Raw genomic sequence first — 25,444 nt, forward strand, 5'->3', positions numbered from 1 at the left:
CGCAGCCGTGGTTGCAATTTTTTTAATGATTAAAAGAGTAGGGTGGCAGTCATGCAAAAACAAATTGAAGCAATTGAACAATTCGTACGAACAGCGTTAGCTCAGGAGCATAGTGGCCATGGTTTTGATCACATTCAACGGGTTGTAAATAATGCCCGCTTAATTCAACGCCAAGTTGGTGATGGCGACTTAACAACGATTACATTAGCCGCACTATTACACGATGTAATTGATGAAAAAATTGTTAGCGATGTGGCACAAGCTCGCCAAAGCGTAGCGGCTGTTTTAACCCAAAATGGCATTGATAAGATGCAATCAACTGCGATTTTTGACATCATCGATCATATGTCATTTTCTAAAAATATTAATCAGCACCAAGCATTAAGTTTAGAAGGACAAATCGTTCAAGATGCGGATCGGTTGGATGCGATTGGCGCGATTGGCATTGGGCGGACTTTTATGTACGGTGGTGCGCACGATGGGGTGGCTTATGATCCTGAAATTCAACCACGGGCCGAGTTAACCAAGGCTAATTATCGGGAACCTTCAACGGTGATTAATCATTTTTATGAAAAGCTCTTCAAACTCGCGGCGACGATGAATACGCAAGTGGCGCGAGAAATCGCAACCGCTAGAACACAAGTCATGCAAGACTTTGTGGCCGAGTACATTGCGGAATGGCAAGGCGCAAAATAACTAAAAAAAGAACGTTGGTCAGAATTACTTCTGGCCAACGTTCTTTTTGGTTAATTTAATTCTGGTTCTGCTAACCAGTCGTTTTGTAAGAGTTCATGGGTTTTCTTTTTGAGAGGGAGCCAAAGTTCAGCGCGTAAAACGTTCACCAATGATTCCCAGAAAAGCCGATCCTTCTTTTGTTGATCGGTGATATGTAGTTCGATAATTTCGCCGGACTCGGTTGTCGCGAGGACCTTATCTTGACTATCAATACTTTTAATTTTAACGGATTCAATGTTTTGGTTTTTTATTAGCATATCGATCGCTCCTTTTAATCTATAACAACAGTATAGCTGGGGAATGTTATCAAACAATTGATATTTTATGAATAAAAATCGGCTTTTTTCTTTAAAAAAGGTTAAGTCGTTTCCTTAATCTTTAGATTAAGGTTTGGATTAAACTAGCTGTTTCCTCAATCGAACGATCGGCAACATTAATCGTCGTGGCGTTTAATTGTTCAAAAATCTGGTTGGCATAGGCAAGCTCGTCACCGACGGTTGTCATATTGGAATAGTTCGTTGTTTGCGGTAATCCCAAAGTGGCCAAACGTTCTTGGCGGATTTTTAGCAGTGTTGAAAGTGGCATGGTTAGACCAATAATTTTATGGGCGGGTACTTTGAATAATTCTTTTGGTAACGGCACGTTGGGAATGAGTGGTAAGTTGGCCACACGATAGTTTTGATTGGCCAAATACATACTGAGGGGTGTTTTTGAGGTCCGTGAAACGCCTAATAAAACGATGTCGGCTTCTAATAAACCACGTGGATCTTGACCGTCATCGTAACGAACGGCAAATTCCATGGCGCTAATCCGATGGAAATAGTGTTCATCAAGTTTCCGTAATGAACCTGGGGTTTCCAGTGATGCGGTTTGGCTGCGTTCGCTGATGGCATTGGTCAGCGGAGACAGAAGGTCGATTAAGGTTAAATGCTTGGCTTGGCAAAATTGAATCACCGTTTCTTGAAGCGTGTGGTTAACAAGTGTTGAGACAACAATTGCCTGTTCTTGATGGGCATCTTGTAAAATGGGGGTTAATGTTTTTTGATCGGTAATAAACGGAAAGCGTTGAATTTTAAGGGTGACTGACGCGGGGAATTGGGCGTTAACTGCTGCAATGACGTTGCGGGCTGTTTCGCCAATTGAATCTGAAATGATAAAAATTGGAATCGCTGACATTTTGTAATCCTCCAAAAAATTATGATTGATTGTGTAGTCCGGCTTCGATGAAATAGCGCATAATAATTGATTTGGTGATTTTGCCAATGACGGTGATACCGTCGATTGCAACCACTGGCAATGAATCAACCTGATGGGCGATTAACCGTTGACCGGCGTGTAAGACAGATGTTTCCTCGGTGGTCGTTGTAATGTTTGGCATTCGCGTCATAATCATGGCAACAGGCGTAGTTTGTGTATTAGTTGTATTAATGGTTGCCCGCAGTAAGTCTTTTCGTGATAAAACACCTAGCAAACCTGACTGCTCATCCGTTACATAAAGCGACCCAACATCGTGCATGAATAGTTGCGTGACCGCTTCATCAATCGTTGTCGTTTGAGGGATTAAAAGAGGTGGGACCATCAGTTGACCGACTGTTTCTTGGTAGAGTTCATCGGTTAAGAGCGGCATCACTTCTTGGCCGACGTAAAAGTAGCCGACTTTAGGGCGGGCGTCCAAAATACCGGTCATTGTTAAAATTGCGAAATCATTACGCAAGGTTGCCCGAGAAAGATGCAATTGTTCAGCGATTTTAGTCCCACTAATGGGTTGATTCGCTTTGACGATTTTAATAATTGCTTGTTGGCGGATAGATAATTCCATAAGCGCTCCTTTAAATAAATCGGTTTCAATGAATTCATTATATGATAGTAGTACGCTAATTGCAATATATTCACACAATAGTGTGACCTATTAATTTTTATAAGCTACACTATTGACTTGTAATGTGACACACTATATAATGCGGGTATCGATAAAATTTGGAGGCGCTATCATGAACTGTATTTATGCTTTTGCTGAAGATCAAACGTTAACGAATCAAGAATTAGGTGGCAAGGGAGCCAACTTAGCGGAAATGACGCGATTAGGATTACCCGTACCAGCCGGCTTTACAATTACAACGGCTGCTTGTCGACAATACTTAGCGAGTTCTAAACAAGAGACGGACTTTTTAGAAGACGAATTAATGAAAGCGGTTCACGTTCTTGAAGAAAAAACGCAGCGACAATTAGGGAATGCTGAGCAACCGTTATTGGTATCCGTTCGTAGCGGTGCACCAATCTCAATGCCGGGGATGATGGATACCATCTTGAATTTGGGCCTAAATGATCAAACGGTAATCGGTTTAGCTGAGATGACCGATGATCCATGGTTTGCTTATGATTGTTATCGTCGGTTGATTCAAATGTTTGGGGATGTGGTTTACGGTATTGATAAGCCAATTTTTGAAGCGGCATTAACGGCGCTGAAAAATAAACGACAAGTTCAAAAGGATACCGACTTAACACTACTTGACTTAAAACAATTGATTGAAACCTATAAAGGCCTGTACGTAGCGGCTGGACAATATCAATTTCCACAGTCGGTTGATCAACAACTGCGACTGGCAATTGAAGCCGTCTTTAAATCATGGCAGAATTCACGTGCGCAAACTTATCGGCGGTTAAATCAAATCGACGGTGCCATGGGAACCGCAGTCAACGTGCAACAAATGGTTTTTGGTAATTATCAAGGACAAAGTGGAACTGGCGTTGCGTTCACCCGGAATCCAGCAACTGGGGAACCTGGTTTGTTTGGTGAATATTTATTGAATGCACAAGGTGAAGATGTGGTGGCGGGGATTCGAACACCCGCACCAATTGCAACGTTAAAGGCACAGTTGCCAGCAATTTATGAACAATTTAAAGCGATTGCCAACCAATTAGAAGCGCACTACCGGGATATGCAAGATATGGAATTTACGATTGAATCTGGTCAGTTATATATTTTACAAACACGGATTGGTAAGCGAACTGCACCGGCCGCTTTTAGAATTGCAGTCGATCTAGTTAATGAAGGGGTGATTGATCGACCAACCGCGATTAGTCGCTTGAAGCCGACGATGATTGATGGGTTATTACACCCGCTTTTTGAAGATAGTGCGGTGCAACAGGCAACTCAGTTATTGACTGGGTTACCAGCGAGTCCCGGGGCTGCCACTGGTGCGATCTATTTCGACGCCCAAAAAGCACAACAGGCACACGAAGCTGGTGAAAAAGTCATTTTAGTTCGCCAAGAAACATCACCAGAAGATATTGATGGGATGGTGATTAGTGAGGCAATTGTTACGAGTCGTGGTGGTATGACATCGCATGCGGCGGTTGTTGCCCGGGGAATGGGCTGTTGTTGTGTCGTTGGTTGTCAGCAGCTTCAAGTGGATTATGAACAACGTGAGGCGCATTTTGCCGACCGAGTTTTAAAAGAAGGGGCGATTATTTCGGTTGATGGGCATACTGGTAATCTTTATTTGGGGACATTACCACAACAAACCGGTGTACATGAAACAACGCTTGCAACGGTGCTCAGTTGGTGTGATGAGATTGCGCCATTTGCGGTTTGGGCCAACGCTGAAACACCTCAAGAAGTGGCGACTGCTTTTGAATTTGGCGCACAGGGGTTAGGACTTGTGCGGACGGAGCACATGTTCTTTGGCCCAGAACGAATTTTTAAAATGCGCCAAATGATTTTAGCAACTGAACTAGCGGATCGCCAAGTGGCGTTGGCGGTACTAAAAGCCCTTCAATTAACTGACTTTCAGCAAATCTTTTCATTAGCTGAAGAACGGCCATGTACGATTCGCTTGTTAGACCCACCATTGCATGAATTCTTACCGCAAAATGAAGCGGAACAGGCTGAATTAGCAACCGCGTTAGGCATTAGTCTGGCCGAGATTAAGCGGCGGATTGCTGATAAAGCGGAGGTTAATCCCATGTTAGGCCATCGTGGCAGTCGCTTGGCGGTGACCTATCCTGAAATTTACCAAATGCAGGTCTTAGCAATCGTCGAAAGTGCCTTAGCGGTTCAAGCGACGCACCACCATGTTGTAATCCCTAAAATAATGTTGCCGCTAATTGGCACGGCGACTGAAATGGCGTATCTAAAACAACTATTACAACAAACCATCAACGACTATTTGGTAGAAAATCACCAACAACTAACTTATCAAATTGGGACAATGATTGAGGTTCCGCGGGCGTGTTTAGTTGCGGATCAAATCGCAGAGACCGCAGATTTCTTTAGTTTTGGCACCAATGATTTAACGCAAATGACGTACGGCTTTTCTCGCGATGATATTGGTCATTTTATGCCGGATTATCAACAACAGGGATTAATGCCGACCGAACCGTTCCAAACACTCGACCAAGATGGGGTCGGTACTTTGATGCAAATGGCGGTTCAAAAAGGCCGTCAAACCAAACCTGATTTATCGATTGGTGTTTGTGGCGAAGTCGGTGGTGATCCAGCAGCGATGCCGTTTTATCGTGATTTAGGCATTGATTATGTCTCGTGTTCACCATACCGAGTGCCAAGTGCCCGTTTGGCAGCGGCCCAAAGTCAATTAACATTGGCAGATTAAAATGCAAAAAAAGAACCCCGACAATATCGAAAAAGATATTGTCGGGGTTCTTTTGGGAGTATTTAGTTTTGGACCTTTTTGACACCTGCTGCGTCGACTTGGTAACGGGATTCTTCGATTGGAAGGTCCGCTAGTGGTTGAAGATCAAACTCTGGGAAACGGCGGCTAATCGCTGTTGTTAAGAGTCGTTTAGCTAAGACACCGTTATGGGTTAAGATTGGGCCATGGAAGTAAGAGCCAAAGGTGTTTTTATAAACACAACCTTCAGTGCCATCTTCGCCATTGTTACCATGACCACGTTTAACGTAACCGAGTGGTTTTTCATCTTTTCCTAAGAAAGTCCGACCGTTATGATTTTCAAAGCCGAGGTAAGTTTCGTTAAATTCACGATTTTCAATAACGATATCGCCAATAAAACGGCTATTATCTTGGCTGAGTGTGTAGTGATCAAGGGCGCCAATCCCGGGAATCTTATCACCATTCGCACCGATGTAGTAGTGGCCCAATAATTGGTAACCACCACAAATGGCAAGCATTACACCGCCATTTTCGATGTATGCTGTGAGTGCAGCTTTTTTACTGTTAAGATCTTCTGAAATGATTTTTTGTTCGAAATCTTGGCCACCACCGAAGAGGACGATGTCGTAGCGGCTGGCATCGAAATCTTGGCCGATACTGATAACTTCTGTTTCAGTTTTTAAGCCGATTTTCTTAGCGTAATAATCGAGGACTAAAATATTGCCGAGATCCCCATAAGTATTCATTAAGTTGCCATAAAGATGACAAATTTTTAAGGTTTGGGTCATACTGATAGTCCTTTCTTAATGTAGTTGGCCTCTGCCATTTTTTTACGTAATTGTAAGACTGCCGTGTAGGTAGCAAGTACGTAAACATGTTTCGTAGGGGCTGCTTCAATAGCTGCTAATGTGGCATCTAAATCGGCTGTTTCATGTAGTTGTTCGTCAGTAACACCAGCCACTTTCAAGCGGAAAGTGATATCATCACGCCGTTCGCCACCGGTGATAACCGTTGGAATGTGGTGTTTCAAAAGGTCTTCGAATTCGCCATCCCAAATCCAACTTGTATCGATACCATCAGCGTAGTTAGCATTTAGTAACATTGCTAATGAGAAATCTTCTGGATCAGAACTGATCATTTGGAGGACTTGATTTAAGCCAACTGGGTTTTTAACAAGTACCAATGTGACTGCCTTGTCTTTCAATTGAATCACTTCTTGGCGACCGAAGACTTTTTTATTTTGCGTGAAGGCTTTTTGAATATCTGAAACAGGAACATCCAAGAAGCGGCCAATGCTGTAAGCTGCTAGGGCATTATAGATGTTATACATACCACCGATTGAGATTTCAAAAGGTGCTTGGTTAATTTCAAATTGAGAACTGGTTGGGCGCATTTCGTTGATGGCCGTCACTTGATCCGTTAGTTCAGGGCGTTTGAAGCCGCAATTTGGGCAGTAGAATTTGCCTTGGCTACTATAACTGATGAACTTGTAGTGAATGATATGTTGGCAAACAGGGCACAAAACGCCATCCGTATTGCTTGGTGCGAGCATTTCACCATCTGGTTGATGATTGAAACCATAGTAAATTTTAGGATTAGGTAATTCAACCGATGAGAAAAGTGGTACATCGCCATTCATAATTAAGGTCGTATTGGGCACGAGTTTAACCCCGGCCAAAATCTTATTATAAGTGGTATAAATTTCACCAAAACGATCCATTTGATCTCTAAAAATGTTAGTCATCACAATTGCTTTGGGTTCAATATAACGACAAAGTGGTTCAACGTTGGCTTCATCAACTTCAAGAATCGCAAGTTGCTTTTGCCCTTTTTTAGGATGATGGGCCAAAAAGGCCGTCGTAATCCCTTGCATCATGTTCGATCCTGTTGAATTGGTCATGATGTTGTCGTATTTTTGCTTGAGCGTTTGAACCGTCAAAGCTGTCGTCAACGTCTTCCCGTTGGTCCCAGTGATGATAATCACGTCGTAGTTTTTAGTTAAGTTTTTCAAAACAGCGGGGTCTAGATTTGTTGCAATCTGACCAGGTAAAGAGCTGCCGCCTTTCATAAAGGTATGTAAGAACCAGTATGAAAAACGTCCCGTTGTTGTTGCAAATGAACTTTTAATTGTCATGCAAGCCACCCTTTCAATGTTCATAATAATAGCATATTTTCTGGAAAACGACGATAGGGAAGTCATGAAGGGGCAAAATTTATGGAAACTTTAGTTTTTATCGGGGCCGATATTGTTGCGATTCCTATTTTCAGGTATACTAGACTAAAATGTGCTTTGATATAGGGGTGTTTGGAAATGGCGCAATTATTTTTTCGATATGGTGCAATGAACAGTGGTAAATCAATTGAAATTCTAAAAGTTGCTCATAATTATGAAGAACAGAATAAATCAGTGATTATCTTAACCAGTGGGATTGATAATCGTGACGGCGTGGGAATCGTTTCAAGTCGAATTGGTTTGAAACGCGAAGCAACACCGATCTTTTCGGACACGAATATTTACGAATTGGTTGAAGCAACTAATCCAGATGCCGCTTGTGTTTTAATTGATGAATCACAATTTTTAGAACGGCACCATGTTATCGAAGCTGCCAAAGTCGTTGATGATTTGAATATCCCGGTGATGGCGTTTGGTCTTAAAAATGATTTTAAGAATGAATTATTTGAAGGCTCGAAATACCTCTTATTGTTTGCCAATAAGATAGAAGAAATGAAGACAATTTGTTGGTTCTGCCGTAAAAAGGCGATTATGAACTTGCGAATGAATAACGGCTTGCCTGTTTATACAGGTGAACAGATTCAAATCGGTGGCAATGAAGCTTACTATCCAGTATGCCGGAAGCACTATTTTAACCCACCAATACAAGAAGAGATTGAAAAGGAAGGCTAATCATTCATGGATAAAATGTTTGAACAACTCGATGGTTTATTAGACCGCTATGCAGAATTACAGGAATTAATGTCTGATCCAGAAGTGATTAATGAAACCAGTCGCTACATGGAACTTTCTAAGGAAGAAGCGGGCTTGCGCGAAATTGTGGGCAAGTATACGCGTTTGAAGGAAGTTTTAAGCGAAGTGACTGAAAATGAAGAACTTTTGCGAGAAACAACCGATTCTGAAATGACAGAATTAGTTAAGGCTGATTTAGAAGAACTCCAAACTGAAAAAGCCCAATTAGAACAAGAAATTAAGATTTTAATGTTACCAACTGACCCTAACGATGAAAAAAATATCATCATGGAAATTCGGGGCGCTGCTGGTGGGGATGAAGCAAGTCTCTTTGCGGGTGACCTCCTCAACATGTACCAACGTTACGCTGAATCACAAAACTGGCAAACAGAAATCATCGATGAAACGGCTACTGAAGTCGGCGGCTTCAAAGAAGTTGCGATGATGATTACCGGTAAGAATGTTTATTCTAAACTAAAATATGAAAATGGTGCACACCGTGTCCAACGGATCCCAAAGACGGAATCACAAGGCCGTGTTCATACGTCAACAGCAACCGTTGCTGTCATGCCTGAATACGATGGTGTCGATGTCGAATTAGAAGCAAAAGATATTCGGGTTGATGTTTACCGTGCTTCTGGTGCCGGTGGTCAACATATTAATAAGACCTCTTCAGCCGTTCGGATGACCCATATTCCAACTGGGATTGTTGTGGCAATGCAAGATCAACGTTCACAACAACAAAACCGTGTTAAAGCAATGAAGATTTTACAAGCACGTGTTTACGATTATTATGAATCACAAAATCAGAGTGAATATGACTCAAGTCGTAAATCAGCCGTTGGTTCTGGGGATCGTTCAGAACGAATCAGAACGTATAATTATCCACAAAATCGTGTGACTGATCATCGAATTGGTTTGACGCTCAATAAGTTAGATCGCATTATGAATGGTGAATTAGGCGACGTAATCGATGCCTTAATCCTCTTCGATCAAACAGAGAAATTGGAGCAATTACAAGATGGCACAGCTCACTTATCTTAAAGCCCTGAATTGGGCTTTTTTATTTTTAGAAGAACGCAATAAAGAACGCGAAGCAGCGCGTTTCCTATTATTAGGACGTCATCACTGGACGACTACCCAATTAGTGTTGCATTACAGAGATGAAATGCCTGCAAAAGAGTATGAACAATACCAAGCCGATTTGGCGGCATTTGCGGAGGATCAACCGGCACAATATATTTTAGGTTATGCCAATTTTTACGGACGTGATTTTAAGGTGACACCCGCAACGCTTATTCCGCGACTTGAGACCGAGGAATTGGTAGAATGGGTATTGTCAGTAGCCCCTGTTAAGGACAGACCGCTAAAAGTGCTAGATGTCGGAACCGGTTCTGGTGCCATTGCGATTACTTTGGCCTGTGAACGCCCAGATTGGCAAGTCTCTGCGGTTGATATTTCACCGGCAGCAATTGCTGTGGCCCAACAAAATGCGCAAACATTAGGTGCAAAGGTTGACTTCATCGAAGGTGATTTCTTAACGCCTGTTATGGGGCAACAATTTGACGTGATTGTTTCGAACCCACCATATATCGCAGAAGACGAACGCTCTGTCATGGATGCTTCGGTACTTAAACACGAACCGGATTTAGCGTTATTTGCGCCTAATAATGGGTTAGCCTTTTATGAACGCTTCGCGCAGGAAGTCCCCGCATTTTTAGAATCAGACGGCGCGCTCTTTTTAGAGTTTGGTTATCAGCAAAAAGAAGCGATTGTTCGTATTTTTGAGCAAAAAGACCCCCGATTCAGCCTTGAAGTACAAAAAGATATGGCAAATTGGTCTAGAATGATGCGAGTGGGTTACTATTTCAATCGGAATTTGTTATTATAGAATAAGATGTTGATTAAGGAAGGCATATAATGGAAACAAAACGATACACAGTCAACCAAATTGAACAAGCAGCCGCTGCTTTAAATGCGGGCGAATTAGTTTCTTTTCCAACTGAAACGGTTTATGGTTTAGGGGCAGATGCGACTAATCCAGCCGCTGTTAAGAAGGTCTACGCTGCCAAAGGACGTCCTAGCGATAATCCATTGATTGTCCATGTTGCTTCGGTTGAAACGGTTGAACATTATGCAGTGACGTCAAACCCGGCTTTTGGGCAATTAGTCAAAGCTTTTTGGCCCGGTTCACTAACAATCATCTTGCCCTTAAAACATGGGGCATTTGATGCTGTTGTGACAGGTGGGTTGAAGACGGCTGCTTTTAGAATGCCAGATAACCAAGTGACATTGTCATTGATTAAAGCCGCGGGAGTGCCGATTGTTGGCCCTTCAGCTAATACATCTGGGAAACCAAGTCCAACCTTAGCTGATCATGTATTACATGATTTGACAGGGAAAATTGCCGGCGTCATTGATGACGGGCCTACCGGTGTTGGCTTGGAATCAACGGTTATTGATTTAAGTGTGGCAACACCAGTCATTTTACGGCCAGGTGTGGTAACCCAAGAAGCCATTGAACGTGTGATTGGCCCCATTATGACCAATAAGCACAAAGTCGGAGCAGCAGAAACACCGAAAGCACCCGGGATGAAATATAAGCATTATGCGCCTAACGCACAGGTTTATATTGTTGCTAATCCGGATGACTTTGACGCTGCGATTGACTGGGCTAGCCAACAAGCTGTCCCATTTGGTGTGATGGCCGTCGATACGATTTTGGAAAAGCAAGCAAAAGTCCGCTTCAAGGACCAATTCTCATTAGGTGAATCGGTTGTCACAGCGAGCCAGCATTTATTTGAAGGACTACGGTATTTTGATTTGAATCCGGAAGTTAAACTAATCCTTGTCCAAGGCTTTGCCAAGGAAGGTGTTGGTTTAGCGTATATGAACCGCCTCGAAAAATCAGCAGGGCAAAAGTATTTTAGTAAGCAACAAGCCGATTAATGGTTTAGTAACTGCCTAATGGCCAGTGATCGTAAGTTGCAAGTGAAGCACTTTTGACCCAATAATCCCCCTAAGGAGTGTTGTGCATGTTAGCTAAGACAGATCCAGTGATTAATGATTTAATTAAGCAAGAAGAAAATCGTCAACGTCATAATATTGAATTAATTGCGTCTGAAAATATTGTTTCGGGTGCTGTTCAAGAAGCACAGGGCAGCGTGCTAACGAATAAATATGCGGAAGGTTATCCCAACAAGCGATTTTACGGTGGTTGCGAGTATATCGATCAAATCGAAACACTTGCGATTGAACGGGCTAAAGAATTATTTGGTGCCGATCACGTCAACGTTCAACCCCATTCTGGTTCACAAGCTAACATGGCGGTTTATCAAGCGCTATTAGAACCTGGCGATAAGATTCTAGGGATGAATTTAACGGACGGCGGCCATCTAACGCATGGTTCACCATTCAACTTTAGTGGCCAACTCTATGACTTTTATAGTTATGGGGTTGCGGATACAAACGAACAATTGGATTATGATAGTTTAGCAGCCAAGGCCCAAGAAGTGCATCCTAAGATGATTGTTGCTGGCGCTTCAGCTTATAGCCGCACGATTGATTTTCCACGTTTGCGTGAAATTGCTGATCAAGTTGGTGCCTATCTAATGATTGATATGGCCCATATTGCCGGTTTAGTTGCAACGGGTGTCCATCCGAGTCCAGTGCCGTATGCTGATGTTGTCACAACAACTACCCATAAGACACTCCGTGGTCCTCGTGGTGGGATGATTCTTTGCAAAGCAGAATATGCTAAGGCAATTGACTCTGCCATTTTCCCAGGGATTCAAGGTGGACCATTAGAACACGTGATTGCTGCTAAAGCAGTTGCATTTGGTGAAGCGCTCCAACCAGAATTTACAGCTTACACAAAACAAATCGTTGCTAATGCGCAAGCAATGGCTGCCGTTTTTGATCAATCAGATTTAGTCCGGGTCGTTTCGGGGGGAACGGATAACCATTTAATGTTATTGGACTTGACCAATAGTGGCCTCAATGGGAAAGAATTGCAAAATCTATTGGATAGTGTGCATATTACGGTTAATAAAAATACAATTCCATTTGAAAAATTAAGTCCATTTAAGGCAAGTGGGATTCGAATTGGTACACCAGCTATTACATCACGTGGTTTTAAAGAGGCTGATTGTGAACAAATCGCCAAACTGATTCTAGAAGTGATTGAAAAACACGATCAACTAGAAGCAATGACTGCAATTAGTGAAGCGGTCTTGAAGTTAACCGACCAATTCCCAATCACCCAAGCAAAATTTTTAGACTAATTTAGGAATACTGCTAGTTTTTTACTGTGATATACGCTACAATAGTAAACAGAATTTTAAGCGGAAAGGAGAGTGGCTCAGAGGATGTTTTCTTTGGAGTCACTCTTTTTTGTTGAAATTCTTTCCATCAAATTGAATAGAATAGGGGCAAAAGGTAATGGCAAAGTTCACAGTATTAAATCATCCGTTAATTCAACACAAATTAACAATTATTCGTAACAAGAATACGGGGACTAAAGTGTTCCGTGAAGTGGCGAATGAAATTGCCGAATTAATGGTTTACGAAATTACGCGCGATCTAGCAATGGAAGACGTTGAAGTTGAAACACCAATGGGCCCAGCTATTGAAAAGCAATTGAGCGGTAAAAAATTAGCAGTTGTCCCAATTTTACGTGCCGGTTTAGGCATGGTCGACGGCGTTTTGGAATTAATTCCAGCCGCTAAGGTCGGTCATATCGGGATGTATCGTGATGAAAAGACGCTTCAACCACACGAATATTTCGTTAAATTACCAACAGATATTGACCAACGTCAATTATTCATCGTTGATCCAATGTTGGCAACTGGTGGTTCTGCAATTATGGCAATTGATGCCCTTAAAAAACGTGGCGCAACATCAATGCGCTTAGTTGTTTTAGTAGCAGCACCTGAAGGCGTTAAAGCTGTGCAAGAAGCACATCCAGATGTTGATATTTATGCAGCTGGTTTAGATGATGGATTGAATGAAGAAGGTTACATTTATCCTGGTTTGGGCGATGCTGGTGATCGCTTATTCGGGACTAAATAATTAATGCACATATAATAGGAGGCGTTCGGCATTTTGGCGAACGCCTTTTTGATACTCAACGTTATGTTTTGAACATGCTAGCGCTTTATTTAACGCTTAACCGACTCAACAAAAAATAATTACAAATTAATCACTAATTACTTTGTACTTTCAAATTAATGGTGGTATTATCTTAATTGTGTTGCGGTAATAATTTATGCGTCTCTTTACATAAATGTTACTGTTTTTTAGGTTAATTGGTTGTACGTAGTTGTTAATCGGAAAACTCGCGTGAACTATTAAATAAGCCTAGGGAAGGAGGGAATCTTGTGGGTGATAAATATCCCATTATTAGCATTTTGGGAATTCGTTTTAATTTAGCGAACTGCCTTTCGGTATTATTAAGTGCAGCAATTGTTTTCGCGCTCGTCTTCTTTTTATCAAGAAAGATTGCGTTGAAACCAACCAAGCGGCAGAACGTCCTGGAATGGATGATCGATTTTACTAATGGTATCGTTAAGAGTGCTATGCCGGGCGAAGAAGGGAAGCAATTCTACCTATTTGCCTTTGTTATGTTTCTTTTCGTATTCATTAGTAATCAGTTCGGTTTGATTTTCCAGATGAAGGTGGACGAAGTGGTTTGGCTGAAGAGTCCAACTGCGGATCCGATTATTACAATGTCCTTAGCGATGATTGTATTAGTCCTTTCGCATTATTTCAGTATTGAACGACTAGGATTTGGTAATTATTTGAAGAGTTATATTAAACCAGTAGGATTTTTCTTACCGATTAATATCATCGAACAATTTACCAATTTCTTGACGCTGTCATTGCGTTTGTATGGGAACATTTTTGCCGGGGAAGTTTTATTGAATCTTTTAGTTAAGATGGCTTTCTCGCATGGCCCAGCCACAATGCTTGTCACAGCACCAATTCAAATGGTATGGCAAGGCTTCTCCGTCTTTATCGGATCAATTCAAGCCTTTGTATTTGTAACATTATCAATGGTCTACATTTCAGAGAAAGTCGAAATGGAAGACTAAAATCAGGAGGAAAAAAATATGAACTTTTTAGCAGCAGCTATCGCAGCAGGACTTGCAGCATTCGCAGCATCATACGGTAATGGTAAGGTAATTTCTAAGACAATCGAAAGTATGGCACGCCAACCAGAATTGTCAGCACAATTAAGATCAACAATGTTTATCGGTGTTGGTTTGATTGAAGCTGTTCCAATTTTATCAATCGTCGTTTCTTTCTTGATCTTATTTAGTTAATCCGAGTGAACAACGTTTCACTTTAAAAATTAGACAGTAAGTCAAGGAAGGAGTGTCAATAGATGTTTAGTAATTTAATCGTTGGTGCTTCTGCATCTTACCTTGGAGATTCACTATTTGTACTTGTTGTCTTCATCATCTTAGTCGCTTTAGTTGGTAAATTTGCTTTCGGACCTGTTTCAAAAATGATGCAGGAACGTTCAAATAAAATCACAAATGATTTAGATAGCGCCGCTCAATCACGCGAAGATGCTGCCAAATTGGCTGCACAACGCGCAACAGAGTTGAAAAGCTCTAAATCAGAAGCCGTTGAGATTGTTAATACAGCTAAACAAAACGGTGAAAAACAACGCGAAGGTATGGTTACCCTCGCTCAAGAAGAAGTCCAAACTTTAAAACAAAATGCTAAAAAAGACATCGAACAATCTCGTTTAGATGCGTTAAACAGTGCGAGAGATGATGTTGCTCAATTATCTATTGAAATTGCTTCTAAACTCATTAAGAAAGAATTGTCAGTCGCTGATCAAAAGTCATTGATCAATTCCTATATTGAAGGGTTGGACAAGCAAAATGAAACTAGATAAGTATGCAGTCGGACAACGCTATGCAAAGGCCTTATTTTCCCTTGCAGAACAAGAGCAACAATTTGAAAGTATCCATGATGAGATACAAGCACTCGAGACCATTTTCAATGACAATCCAAAATTAGGCACAGTTTTAACAGATACAACCTTATCTGGGTTGAAACAGCGTAACTTATTAGAATCATTGAGTAATGATTTTAGTACTTTAATGCAACACTTTTTGAGCTTAGTTTTTGACTATCAAAGAATGGCTGAAATGCCTTATATTATCGCAGCTTATGAAGATCTTTACGATCAACATAAGGGGATTGCACACGCTAAGGTGACTTCAGCAGTTGCTTTAGACGATGATCAATTAGCTAAGATCAGTCAATCTTTCGCTAAACGCGAAGGTTTAAACGAAGTGTTAATCGAAAGTGTCGTTGATCCAGATATTATTGGTGGTATCGTGCTTGAATCGAACCATAAGGTAATCGATGGAAGTGTCAAACACGGCTTAGACCAAATTAAGTCGTTATTATTGAAATAGTCAATCGTTGATAAAGAGGTGAACCTGATGAGCATTAAAACTGAGGAAATCAGTGCATTAATTAAACAACAACTAGCAAATTATAATGAAGAATTAGCCGTTGAAGAAGTCGGTACTGTCACTTATGTTGGTGATGGGATTGCACGTGCTCACGGTTTAGAAAATGCCCTCTCAAGTGAATTGTTAGAATTCTCTAACGGTTCATACGGTGTGGCACAAAACTTGGAAACAAATGATGTTGGTATCATCATCCTCGGCGAATACGAAAATATTCGTGAAGGGGACCAAGTTAAACGGACAGGTCGGATCATGGAAGTACCTGTTGGCGATGCTTTAATCGGTCGTGTTGTTAATCCTTTGGGTCAACCAGTGGATGGACGCGGCGAAATTAAAACAGACAAAACGCGTCCTATCGAAAAGAAAGCACCCGGCGTTATGGCCCGTCAATCTGTTTCAGAACCTTTACAAACAGGTTTAAAAGCGATCGATGCCTTGGTGCCAATTGGTCGTGGCCAACGTGAGTTAATCATCGGGGATCGTAAGACTGGTAAAACATCTGTTGCGATCGATACGATTATTAACCAAAAAGGTCAAGATATGATCTGTATCTACGTTGCCATTGGTCAAAAGGAATCAACTGTTAGAACACAAGTTGAAACCTTACGGCGTTATGGTGCAATGGATTATACAATTGTTGTCGAAGCTGGCCCTAGCCAACCCGCACCACTCTTGTACATTGCCCCTTATGCTGGTGCAGCAATGGGTGAAGAATTCATGTATAACGGCAAGCACGTTTTAATCGTCTATGATGATTTAAGTAAACAAGCTGCTGCTTATCGTGAAATCTCATTACTTTTAAGAAGACCTCCAGGCCGTGAAGCTTACCCTGGTGATATCTTCTACTTACATTCACGTTTACTAGAACGTGCTGCTAAGTTAAGTGATGAATTAGGTGGCGGTTCAATGACTGCTTTACCTATCATCGAAACACAAGCTGGTGACATTTCAGCTTATATCCCAACTAACGTTATCTCGATCACAGATGGTCAAATCTTCTTGGAAAGTGATTTATTCTATTCAGGAACACGTCCAGCTATTGATGCTGGTTCATCTGTTTCTCGTGTTGGTGGGGCAGCTCAAACCAAGGCTATGAAGAAAGTTTCAGGGACATTACGTCTTGACCTTTCATCATACCGTGAACTAGAAGCCTTTACGCAATTCGGTTCTGATTTAGATGCCGCAACACAAGCCAAACTAAATCGTGGTAAACGGACTGTTGAAGTCTTGAAACAACCATTGCATAAACCATTACCATTTGAACAACAAACGGTAATTCTATATGCCTTAACACACGGTTTCATCGATGATGTACCTGTTGATGACATCATGCGTTATGAGAGTGGTTTAAATGATTATCTAGAAAGTAACGCTAAAGACTTGATGGATGAAATCCGTCAAACAACTAAATTGCCAGACACAGACAAACTTGATGCTGCTATTAAAGCCTTCACAGAAGGTTTTGTACCAGAACAAGCTGCCGATGACAAAGACTCAGATAAGTAAGGGGTGAATTAATTGGCTGAATCTTTAATGGATATCAAACGAAGAATCGCCTCTACTAAAAAAACTGGGCAAATTACAAGTGCTATGCAAATGGTTTCTGGTGCTAAGCTTTCTCAAATCGAAAAGAACTCAGTTGCTTACCAAGTCTATACTGATAAGATTCGAGAAATCGTGACGCATCTAGCTGCAAGTCAATTAATTGACATTGCTCGTCAAAAGAGTAGTTTACAAGCAGAACCTGCTGATTCAACTATTAAAAAGGCGATCAAGCACGAAGTAACGTTGAGTAATTTGTTAGTGGAAAGACCAATTAAGAAAACTGGTTACTTAGTTATTACAAGTGATCGGGGCTTAGTTGGTGCATATAACAGCTCAATCCTAAAAGCAATGGTCCAAATGATTTCAGAAACGCATCAATCACCTGATGAATACGCAATTCTTGCGGTCGGCGGGACTGGTGCTGATTTCTTTAAAGCACGTGGCATGAACTTAACTTACGAATATCGTGGTGTCAGTGATGTCCCTTCTTTTGAAGAAGTTAAACAAATTATTAAAACGGCCGTTGCGATGTATGATAATGGTGTTTACGATGAGTTGTACGTTTGTTACAACCACCATGTTAACTCATTAACATCTGGCTTTAGAGCTGAAAAAATGTTACCAATTACCGACTTAGATGTTTCAGAAGTTGCTGATCAAAATCTAGAATACATTACGGAACCTTCCGTGGATGATGCCTTAGACGCAATTCTACCGCAATACGCCGAAAGCTTAATTTATGGCGCAATGTTAGATTCTAAAACAGCAGAACATGCTGCTTCAATGGCAGCAATGAAGAGTGCGACCGATAACGCGAATAATTTAATTTCAGAATTATCAATTAAATATAACCGTGCACGTCAAGCTCAAATTACAACTGAAATCACCGAAATCGTCGGTGGTGCGGCAGCATTAGAATAAAAATGCGGGAGGAAGAAACAACTATGAGTATGGGAAAAGTTGTCCAAGTTATTGGTCCCGTTGTCGATGTCGAATTTTCTTTAGATACGGATTTACCAGATATCAATAATGCCTTAACAGTCGATAAAGGTAATGATGAAACTGTCGTTTTAGAGGTTGCTCTAGAATTAGGCGACGGGGTAATGCGTACAATTTCAATGGAATCTACTGACGGTTTACGTCGTGGCATGCCTGTTGAAGATGCTGGACGTGCAATTAACGTACCAGTCGGTAAAGAAACTCTAGGACGTGTTTTTAACGTCTTAGGCGAAACAATCGATGGCGGCGAAGAATTTCCTGCAGATTTTAGACGCGACAGTATTCACCGTTCTGCGCCTAAATTTGAGGAATTAAATACAAGTTCAGAAATTCTAGAAACAGGGATTAAGGTTATCGATTTACTTGCCCCTTATGTGCGTGGTGGTAAAATCGGTTTGTTCGGTGGTGCCGGTGTTGGTAAAACCGTCTTAATCCAAGAATTAATCCATAATATCGCTGAAGAACATGGTGGTATTTCTGTCTTTACTGGTGTTGGTGAACGAACACGTGAAGGTAATGACTTATACTTTGAAATGAAAGAATCAGGCGTTTTGGAAAAGACAGCCATGGTTTTCGGTCAAATGAATGAATCACCTGGTGCACGTATGCGTGTTGCCTTGACTGGTTTAACAATTGCTGAATACTTCCGTGATGTTGAAGGCCAAGATGTGCTATTGTTCATTGATAATATCTTCCGTTTCACGCAAGCTGGTTCAGAAGTTTCTGCCCTATTAGGACGGATGCCTTCAGCCGTTGGTTACCAACCAACATTGGCAACAGAAATGGGTCAATTACAAGAACGAATCACATCAACTAAAAAAGGTTCAGTTACATCTATCCAAGCCATTTATGTGCCTGCCGATGATTATACTGATCCTGCGCCTGCAACAACTTTCGCGCATTTGGATGCCACAACTAACTTGGATCGTAAGTTAACACAACAAGGGATTTACCCTGCTGTTAACCCACTAGAATCATCTTCTAGTGCGCTCGATCCTGAAATTGTTGGCCAAGCACATTACGAAGTTGCTTCTGAAGTACAACACGTCTTACAACGTTATCGTGAATTACAAGATATCATCTCTATCTTAGGTATGGATGAATTATCTGATGATGAAAAGATTATCGTTGCACGTGCTCGTCGGATTCAATTCTTCCTATCACAAAACTTCCACGTTGCCGAAGCCTTCACAGGCCAAGCCGGTTCATACGTGCCAGTTAAGGATACTGTTTCTGGTTTCAAGGCCATCCTTGCGGGTGACTACGATGATGTTCCAGAAGAAGCATTCCGTCTTGTTGGGAACATTGATGCTGCATTAGCAAAGGCAAAAGAAATGGGCTATACACAGTCTGAAAAGGCTGTCGATCAAGACTAGAAAGGGGCGTTAATGATGGCAGAAGAGCAAAAGGTATTAACCGTTAATATCGTAACTCCTGATGGTGTCGTTTATGATCACCATGCTTCAATGTTGGTTGTACCAGCAATGGCAGGACAACTTGGTATTATGGCTAATCATGAGCCAATTATTACCCCTCTAGAAATTGGTGAAATTCGTGTTAAGCGGACGGATAACCCAGGGCATGAAGACGCCATTGCAATTACTGGCGGCTTTATGGAAGTTAGTCATAACATCGCTTCAATCGTTGCTGATGGTGCTGAACGTGCGCGCGATATTAACTTATCACGTGCCCAACGTGCTAAACAACGTGCTGAAGACGCTATTAAGACGGCTTCAGAAAAACATGATTCAGACGAATTACGTCGGGCTCAAATCGCACTTCAACGCGCGATGAACCGGATTGACGTCAAAAATCATTTACAATAGTCATTGTAAAAGTCCTCACGGCAAAAGTCGTGGGGGCTTTTTTTGTTGTGTTATAATACAATCCAATCTTCTTTTATTAAGAAAACAGCTAAATACAGACAAGGGACTTTTCTGTGTGTTACAATGTCCCTATATCCATTCATAGAGGGGCGTTATTGAAGTGCAATCAATTGGATCACAAGCAGTTGTTACCATTATTAGTCATATCGGCTTTATCGTTCTTAGTTTTTACGGTCTACAGTCTTTACGACTTGAACAGCTTTTTAAACCGAATCATATTCGACAGATTCAGATTGTCCTCATGTTTACAGCCATCGTAATGGGTTATTTAGTGAGTCAATTCTTTTTAGATATTATCGCGCAAGCGCGCAATATCATTTTTTTAATCCAATAAATTAGCAGTCATATCGGAGGGAAACTCTTGGAAAAATTGATCATACAAGGCGGACAACCATTAGTTGGTGATGTCCACATCGAAGGTGCTAAAAACGCAGTCTTACCAATCATGGCGGCAGCACTTTTAGCCTCTAAAGGACCAGTTGAATTAACGAACGTGCCAATCTTATCAGATGTTTTTATGATGCAAGATGTTTTGAAGAGTCTGGATGCACGTGTTAAATTTGATGAACAACGTAACTATCTAATGATTGATGCCAATCAACCACTAAACTTTGAAGCGGCATTCGAATATGTTTCAAAGATGCGGGCTTCAATCGTTGTCATGGGACCTTTATTAGCAAGACTGGGTCACGCCCGAGTTGCCATGCCAGGTGGCTGTGCAATTGGTTCAAGACCAGTTGACTTACACCTCAAGGGGTTTGAAGCACTCGGCGCAACGATTACACAAAGTCATGGTTACATAGAAGCTAAGGCCGACCAATTAGTCGGTGCAAACATCTATTTAGACTTTCCAAGTGTCGGTGCAACGCAAAATATCATGATGGCGGCAACTTTAGCTAAAGGGACAACGGTTATCGAAAACGTTGCCCGCGAACCAGAAATTGTCGATTTAGCTAACGTCTTGAATAAGATGGGCGCTAAAGTTTTCGGCGCAGGGACTGAAGAAATTCGAATCGAAGGGGTTACCGAATTAAAGGGGACCGAACACAGTATTGTGCAAGATCGAATTGAAGCAGGGACCTTCATGATTGCCGCTGCGGCTACTAAGGGGAACGTTTTAGTTGAAGAAGCTATTTCTGAACATAATAAACCTTTATTGTCTAAACTAGCTGAAATGGGCGCACAAGTTATCGAGGAAGAAAATGGCATCCGGATTATCGGGCCTGATGAATTGAAACCAAGTAATATCAAAACCCTACCATACCCAGGGTTCCCAACGGATATGCAAGCGCAAATGACCGCTTTACAATTGATGGCTCATGGAACGAGTGTCATGACTGAAACAGTCTTCGAAAATCGTTTCATGCACTTAGAAGAATTGCGCCGCATGAATGCTGATTACCAAGTTGAAGGTCAATCTGTCATCTTATATGGACCCACTGAATTAACTGGTGCTGAAGTGGCTGCTTCTGATTTACGAGCAGCCGCAGCATTGGTCATCGCAGGTCTAGTAGCCAATGGCGAAACACTGGTCACCAACTTACAATATATGGATCGTGGTTATTATCACTTCCATCAAAAATTACGAGCATTAGGTGCACATATCAGCCGTGCTGATTTTGATGAAGCCGGTCATCGTAAAACAACTCAAAAATTAGCTTAATTAGCAGTTATTAAAGAATGATATTCGTTTTTAGACGGAGGTCATTCTTTTTTAGTGTTAATTTCGTAAACGAAACTTATATTTTATTGATATTAGGCTTGTGGTATAATTGACTATTGAATATGGTTTCTGGAAGGAGCAACACTAAATGGCTAAAGATATCGGGATTGATTTAGGGACAGCCAACGTCTTAATTAACGTCATGGACAAGGGCATTGTTCTTAATGAACCTTCAGTCGTTGCGATCGATACTAAAACAAAAAAAGTATTAGCAGTTGGTTCTGAAGCATACAGCATGGTCGGCCGGACACCCGGCAATATTTTGGCAGTGCGCCCACTTAAAGATGGTGTGATTGCTGATTTTGACATGACCGAAGCAATGCTTGCTTATTTCATTAATAAATTAAACGTCAAAGGTTTTCTATCAAAACCAAACATCTTAATTTGTTGTCCAACAAATATTACATCGATTGAGCAAAAAGCAATTGTAGAAGCTGCAGAAAAATCTGGCGGCGGTAAAGTTTTCTTAGAATTTGAACCCAAAGTTGCGGCCGTGGGTGCTGGGATGGATATTTTCCAACCACGCGGTAACATGGTCATCGATATTGGTGGTGGGACGAGTGATATCGCCGTGCTATCAATGGGTGAAGTGGTGACAAGTCGGTCATTACGGCTTGCCGGTGATCGTATGAATGCAGAAATTGCAGCATACGTTAAACGTAAACATAACTTATTAATCGGTGAACATACTGCCGAAACAATCAAGTTGAAGATTGGTAGCGTTTGGCATGCTGATGCAAGCGAACAACTAGAAGTTCGTGGCCGTGATATTGTTGGTGGGTTACCAGTGTCAATCACGATTGGTGCGGATGAAGTTGAACTTGCCTTGCACGAAACAATGATGGCCATCGTAGCTGCTGCTAAAGAAGTGCTTGAAGTGACACCACCAGAATTAGCCGGTGATATTATTGATCGCGGGATTATGTTAACCGGTGGTGGCGCGCTGTTACGCAATATTGCCAACCTCTTTTCTGAACACCTTAAGGTCCCAGTTGTCTTAGCTGAAAAGCCATTAGACGCGGTTGCCTTAGGTACGGGTGTTTTATTAGAAAATATTGCACAAAAACGAGCACACTAAATCAGAAGTAAGGGATTGTGAATATTGTGTATCGATCAAATTTTGAAGAGCACGTCAAACCAGTTCTTAAAAAGATCTTACTAGTAATTGTTTTAATGATTTTCGCCGGGCTAATTGGCCAAATGATCGGTTTTGCAATGGGTGGACAAAATCCGTTTGCCGTCTTTTTGCCAAGTACCTGGAGTCACATTATTAATTTCTTACAGTAGGCCAGGATAAGTGGTGATTGCATGCGAAAGATATTAATTGCACTTGTGCGGTTTTACCAAACTGGTATTTCGCCATTCTTACCACCGAGCTGTCGGTATTATCCGACTTGCTCTAGTTATATGATTCAAGCCATTCAAAAACATGGCGCTATTAAGGGCTTGATTATGGGTATCGGCCGCATTTTGCGGTGTCACCCGTTTGTAAAGGGTGGTTATGATCCCGTTCCGGACCACTTCACAGTGTTTCGGAATAAGTCCGTTAATGACTAATGTTACAAAATAAGGAGTTTCAAAAAATATGTCTAAAAAAGAACAACGCGTAGAAGTCACAATTGATGATATTAACCGCAACGGCCAAGCAATGACGAGTGTCAAAGTTGGTAAAAACGAAGTGGGTGTTATTGTCGAAGACAGTGCTAAAAAACGGTTTGAAGCAACTGTCGAAGGTACTGGCCAAAGCATCATTACTAAAACACACGACGATGCTGTTAACGAATTACTACGGGAGTATCACTTACACCAAGGTTAATTCTTAAGAATTAATTAGCTTTAGAGTAACCCGGCAGATTTTTGGCCGGGTTATTTTATAATTAAGACAGTTTTTAGTTGAAGGAGACTTAACATGCCAAAGGAATTAGAAAAAGTCGACGATACTTCGCGCGTAGATTACGGGATTGTTTTTTCCGTCTTCATGTTAGCGTTAGTGGGTTTAATGTCGATTTATGTCGCGGTAACGCATGATACAAGTAGTGCCAGCTCAACGCGAGCTGTGCTAATGCAGGCGGCTTGGTACGTCATTGGTGGGATCGCAATTGTGGCCATCATGCAGTTTGATTCGGAACAGCTCTGGCGAGTTGCACCGATTGCTTATGGCATTGGGATTTTCCTCTTAGTCGCCGTCTTATTCTTTTACAATCGGGCAGTGGCGATTCAAACTGGTGCTAAGAGTTGGTTCTCGTTAGGACCGATTTCGTTCCAGCCTTCCGAAGTGATGAAGCCGGCTTATATCTTGATGATGAGCCGGGTTGTCACTAAGCACAATACTGAGTATCCAGAACACACGATTAATACGGATTGGTTATTGTTAGGCCGATTATTAATTTGGACTTTACCGGTTATGGTGCTATTGAAATTACAAAACGATTTTGGGACGTTATTAGTGTTCGTTGCAATTTTGGGTGGTATTATCTTGGTGTCTGGGATTACTTGGAAGATTTTAGCACCTGCAATGGCGATAATGGCGGCCATTGGTGGAACTGCTTTGACCTTGGCGGCAACAACCCCCGGGCGGGCGATTTTAACCCACTTAGGCTTTAAAACCTATCAATTTAACCGAATTGATGCCTGGTTACATCCGTTTGATAATACGGCCAGCACAAGTTTACAATTGTCCCAAAGTTTAAAAGCCATCGGGTCTGGTCAACTATTTGGTAAAGGCTTCAATCAGATTCAGGTTAACGTACCGGTTCGTGAATCCGATATGATTTTCTCCGTAATTGGTGAAAACTTCGGCTTCATCGGTTCTTGTTTAGTCATTTTATTGTATTTCTTGTTGATCTACCAAATGATTCGGGTCACATTTGATACCAAAAATGAGTTTTATGCCTATGTTTCAACGGGTGTTATCATGATGATTCTTTTCCATGTTTTTGAAAATATTGGGATGAGTGTTGGTCTATTACCATTGACTGGTATTCCATTACCATTTATTTCACAAGGTGGTTCATCGCTATTGGGGAACATGATGGGGATTGGCTTTATCATGTCGATGCGGTACCATTATAAGAGTTATATGTTCAGCGAATCTGAAGATACTTTCTAGGAGTGAAAACAATTGACAATGAGTAACAATGATTATTTTTGGACAGAAGAAATCGCAGCTTCAATCAGACGAATTGGTTTGACTAAGGGTGCGCAAAATGAATTTGGGTTAATTAAATTTGTAGATGTCCCAGTTGAAGGGCAAAAGATGGCACTTGATATGCCACTTGTTGCAATTGAAGCTGAAAAAATGGTTCAAGAGTTAGATAGTCCTTTAGCAGGTGAATTAGTCAACGTCAATACTGATTTAGCCGATAATCCCGAATTATTAAATGCGGATAATGAAAAAGATGCGTGGATTGCCGATATTCGAATTTCAGATAATTAGACTTGACATCTGGCGTCTGATTAATTAAGAT

The 25,444-nt window shown here is 41.4% G+C and carries 29 protein-coding genes; 24 read left to right on the top strand and 5 right to left on the bottom strand.

Features of this window, described 5'->3' with window-relative positions:
* The first annotated feature begins 51 nt into the window (after positions 1–51).
* Positions 52–696 carry an HD domain-containing protein gene (locus tag ACPBEH_RS00705; protein ID WP_424349367.1) on the top strand — a complete coding sequence of 215 codons (645 nt, stop codon included), beginning with the start codon at positions 52–54 and terminating at the stop codon, positions 694–696.
* Between the two features lie 50 nt (positions 697–746).
* On the opposite strand, the gene ACPBEH_RS00710 is transcribed toward ACPBEH_RS00705, so the two are convergent.
* From ACPBEH_RS00710 to ACPBEH_RS00720, 3 genes are all read right to left on the bottom strand, one after another.
* On the bottom strand, positions 747–992 hold the full coding sequence (locus ACPBEH_RS00710; protein ID WP_011374843.1) for a hypothetical protein: 246 nt from the start codon (positions 990–992) through the stop codon (positions 747–749).
* A gap of 121 nt (positions 993–1,113) precedes the next feature.
* On the bottom strand, positions 1,114–1,911 hold the full coding sequence (locus ACPBEH_RS00715; RefSeq protein WP_424349368.1) for a pyruvate, water dikinase regulatory protein: 798 nt from the start codon (positions 1,909–1,911) through the stop codon (positions 1,114–1,116).
* 19 nt (positions 1,912–1,930) lie between these two features.
* On the bottom strand, positions 1,931–2,554 hold the full coding sequence (locus ACPBEH_RS00720; RefSeq protein WP_424349369.1) for a helix-turn-helix transcriptional regulator: 624 nt from the start codon (positions 2,552–2,554) through the stop codon (positions 1,931–1,933).
* A 172-nt stretch (positions 2,555–2,726) separates the two neighbouring features.
* Here ACPBEH_RS00720 and ppdK point away from each other — a divergent pair, with 172 nt between their 5' ends.
* Positions 2,727–5,348, top strand: coding sequence for a pyruvate, phosphate dikinase (ppdK, locus tag ACPBEH_RS00725; RefSeq protein WP_424349370.1), 2,622 nt, complete (start codon positions 2,727–2,729; stop codon positions 5,346–5,348).
* Positions 5,349–5,410: 62 nt separating this feature from the next.
* Here ppdK and ACPBEH_RS00730 read toward each other — a convergent pair whose 3' ends face one another.
* Both ACPBEH_RS00730 and ACPBEH_RS00735 read right to left on the bottom strand, forming a co-directional pair.
* On the bottom strand, positions 5,411–6,154 hold the full coding sequence (locus ACPBEH_RS00730) for a type 1 glutamine amidotransferase (RefSeq protein ID WP_076632247.1): 744 nt from the start codon (positions 6,152–6,154) through the stop codon (positions 5,411–5,413).
* Complete coding sequence (locus ACPBEH_RS00735) at positions 6,151–7,500, bottom strand: MurT ligase domain-containing protein (protein ID WP_424349371.1); 1,350 nt, start codon at positions 7,498–7,500, stop codon at positions 6,151–6,153. Before ACPBEH_RS00735 ends, ACPBEH_RS00730 begins: the two co-directional genes overlap by 4 nt.
* Before the next feature lie 177 nt (positions 7,501–7,677).
* Here ACPBEH_RS00735 and ACPBEH_RS00740 point away from each other — a divergent pair, with 177 nt between their 5' ends.
* The 22 genes from ACPBEH_RS00740 to ACPBEH_RS00845 all read left to right on the top strand — a co-directional run bounded on the left by ACPBEH_RS00740 (position 7,678) and on the right by ACPBEH_RS00845 (position 25,413).
* Complete coding sequence (locus ACPBEH_RS00740; RefSeq protein WP_011374837.1) at positions 7,678–8,271, top strand: thymidine kinase; 594 nt, start codon at positions 7,678–7,680, stop codon at positions 8,269–8,271.
* A 6-nt stretch (positions 8,272–8,277) separates the two neighbouring features.
* Complete coding sequence (gene prfA, locus ACPBEH_RS00745) at positions 8,278–9,375, top strand: peptide chain release factor 1 (RefSeq protein WP_011374836.1); 1,098 nt, start codon at positions 8,278–8,280, stop codon at positions 9,373–9,375.
* Positions 9,353–10,222 carry a peptide chain release factor N(5)-glutamine methyltransferase gene (gene prmC / locus ACPBEH_RS00750; RefSeq protein WP_424349372.1) on the top strand — a complete coding sequence of 290 codons (870 nt, stop codon included), beginning with the start codon at positions 9,353–9,355 and terminating at the stop codon, positions 10,220–10,222. The genes prfA and prmC overlap by 23 nt, the downstream gene beginning before the upstream one ends.
* A gap of 29 nt (positions 10,223–10,251) precedes the next feature.
* The gene (locus ACPBEH_RS00755; RefSeq protein ID WP_011374834.1) at positions 10,252–11,280 is read left to right on the top strand and encodes an L-threonylcarbamoyladenylate synthase; all 1,029 of its coding nucleotides are present in this window, start codon (positions 10,252–10,254) and stop codon (positions 11,278–11,280) included.
* An 86-nt stretch (positions 11,281–11,366) separates the two neighbouring features.
* Positions 11,367–12,614 carry a serine hydroxymethyltransferase gene (gene glyA / locus ACPBEH_RS00760; protein WP_424349373.1) on the top strand — a complete coding sequence of 416 codons (1,248 nt, stop codon included), beginning with the start codon at positions 11,367–11,369 and terminating at the stop codon, positions 12,612–12,614.
* 157 nt (positions 12,615–12,771) lie between these two features.
* Positions 12,772–13,401: a uracil phosphoribosyltransferase gene (upp, locus tag ACPBEH_RS00765; RefSeq protein ID WP_011374832.1), complete on the top strand. Its 630-nt coding sequence runs from the start codon at positions 12,772–12,774 to the stop codon at positions 13,399–13,401.
* A gap of 308 nt (positions 13,402–13,709) precedes the next feature.
* Positions 13,710–14,423 (top strand): F0F1 ATP synthase subunit A, encoded by a 714-nt coding sequence (atpB, locus tag ACPBEH_RS00770; RefSeq protein ID WP_011374831.1) that lies wholly within the window; start codon positions 13,710–13,712, stop codon positions 14,421–14,423.
* 18 nt (positions 14,424–14,441) lie between these two features.
* Positions 14,442–14,654, top strand: a complete 213-nt coding sequence (atpE, locus tag ACPBEH_RS00775) for a F0F1 ATP synthase subunit C (RefSeq protein ID WP_011374830.1) — start codon at positions 14,442–14,444, stop codon at positions 14,652–14,654.
* A gap of 62 nt (positions 14,655–14,716) precedes the next feature.
* On the top strand, positions 14,717–15,238 hold the full coding sequence (gene atpF, locus ACPBEH_RS00780) for a F0F1 ATP synthase subunit B (RefSeq protein ID WP_424349374.1): 522 nt from the start codon (positions 14,717–14,719) through the stop codon (positions 15,236–15,238).
* Positions 15,225–15,767 (top strand): ATP synthase F1 subunit delta, encoded by a 543-nt coding sequence (gene atpH / locus ACPBEH_RS00785; protein WP_011374828.1) that lies wholly within the window; start codon positions 15,225–15,227, stop codon positions 15,765–15,767. The genes atpF and atpH overlap by 14 nt, the downstream gene beginning before the upstream one ends.
* Positions 15,768–15,794: 27 nt before the next feature.
* The gene (gene atpA / locus ACPBEH_RS00790) at positions 15,795–17,330 is read left to right on the top strand and encodes a F0F1 ATP synthase subunit alpha (protein WP_011374827.1); all 1,536 of its coding nucleotides are present in this window, start codon (positions 15,795–15,797) and stop codon (positions 17,328–17,330) included.
* 12 nt (positions 17,331–17,342) lie between these two features.
* Positions 17,343–18,290, top strand: a complete 948-nt coding sequence (locus ACPBEH_RS00795; RefSeq protein ID WP_011374826.1) for a F0F1 ATP synthase subunit gamma — start codon at positions 17,343–17,345, stop codon at positions 18,288–18,290.
* A gap of 23 nt (positions 18,291–18,313) precedes the next feature.
* Positions 18,314–19,744, top strand: coding sequence for a F0F1 ATP synthase subunit beta (gene atpD / locus ACPBEH_RS00800; RefSeq protein WP_424349375.1), 1,431 nt, complete (start codon positions 18,314–18,316; stop codon positions 19,742–19,744).
* Between the two features lie 15 nt (positions 19,745–19,759).
* Complete coding sequence (locus ACPBEH_RS00805; RefSeq protein ID WP_025016451.1) at positions 19,760–20,194, top strand: F0F1 ATP synthase subunit epsilon; 435 nt, start codon at positions 19,760–19,762, stop codon at positions 20,192–20,194.
* 160 nt (positions 20,195–20,354) lie between these two features.
* Complete coding sequence (locus ACPBEH_RS00810; RefSeq protein ID WP_424349376.1) at positions 20,355–20,588, top strand: DUF1146 family protein; 234 nt, start codon at positions 20,355–20,357, stop codon at positions 20,586–20,588.
* Between the two features lie 27 nt (positions 20,589–20,615).
* Positions 20,616–21,917 (top strand): UDP-N-acetylglucosamine 1-carboxyvinyltransferase, encoded by a 1,302-nt coding sequence (murA, locus tag ACPBEH_RS00815; protein ID WP_424349377.1) that lies wholly within the window; start codon positions 20,616–20,618, stop codon positions 21,915–21,917.
* A gap of 148 nt (positions 21,918–22,065) precedes the next feature.
* Positions 22,066–23,055, top strand: a complete 990-nt coding sequence (locus tag ACPBEH_RS00820) for a rod shape-determining protein (RefSeq protein ID WP_016265259.1) — start codon at positions 22,066–22,068, stop codon at positions 23,053–23,055.
* Between the two features lie 17 nt (positions 23,056–23,072).
* Entirely contained in the window at positions 23,073–23,264 is a 192-nt protein-coding gene (locus tag ACPBEH_RS00825; RefSeq protein WP_016265258.1) for a DNA-directed RNA polymerase subunit beta, read from the top strand.
* 21 nt (positions 23,265–23,285) lie between these two features.
* Positions 23,286–23,534 carry a membrane protein insertion efficiency factor YidD gene (gene yidD / locus ACPBEH_RS00830; protein ID WP_112217709.1) on the top strand — a complete coding sequence of 83 codons (249 nt, stop codon included), beginning with the start codon at positions 23,286–23,288 and terminating at the stop codon, positions 23,532–23,534.
* A gap of 28 nt (positions 23,535–23,562) precedes the next feature.
* The gene (locus tag ACPBEH_RS00835) at positions 23,563–23,793 is read left to right on the top strand and encodes a DUF2969 domain-containing protein (protein WP_056947848.1); all 231 of its coding nucleotides are present in this window, start codon (positions 23,563–23,565) and stop codon (positions 23,791–23,793) included.
* A 93-nt stretch (positions 23,794–23,886) separates the two neighbouring features.
* Complete coding sequence (locus ACPBEH_RS00840; protein WP_011374817.1) at positions 23,887–25,086, top strand: FtsW/RodA/SpoVE family cell cycle protein; 1,200 nt, start codon at positions 23,887–23,889, stop codon at positions 25,084–25,086.
* A gap of 18 nt (positions 25,087–25,104) precedes the next feature.
* On the top strand, positions 25,105–25,413 hold the full coding sequence (locus tag ACPBEH_RS00845; protein ID WP_025016454.1) for a glycine cleavage system protein H: 309 nt from the start codon (positions 25,105–25,107) through the stop codon (positions 25,411–25,413).
* The last annotated feature ends 31 nt before the right edge of the window (positions 25,414–25,444 follow it).

The organism is Latilactobacillus parasakei, assembly GCF_049674265.1.
Lineage (GTDB): Bacteria > Bacillota > Bacilli > Lactobacillales > Lactobacillaceae > Latilactobacillus > Latilactobacillus sakei.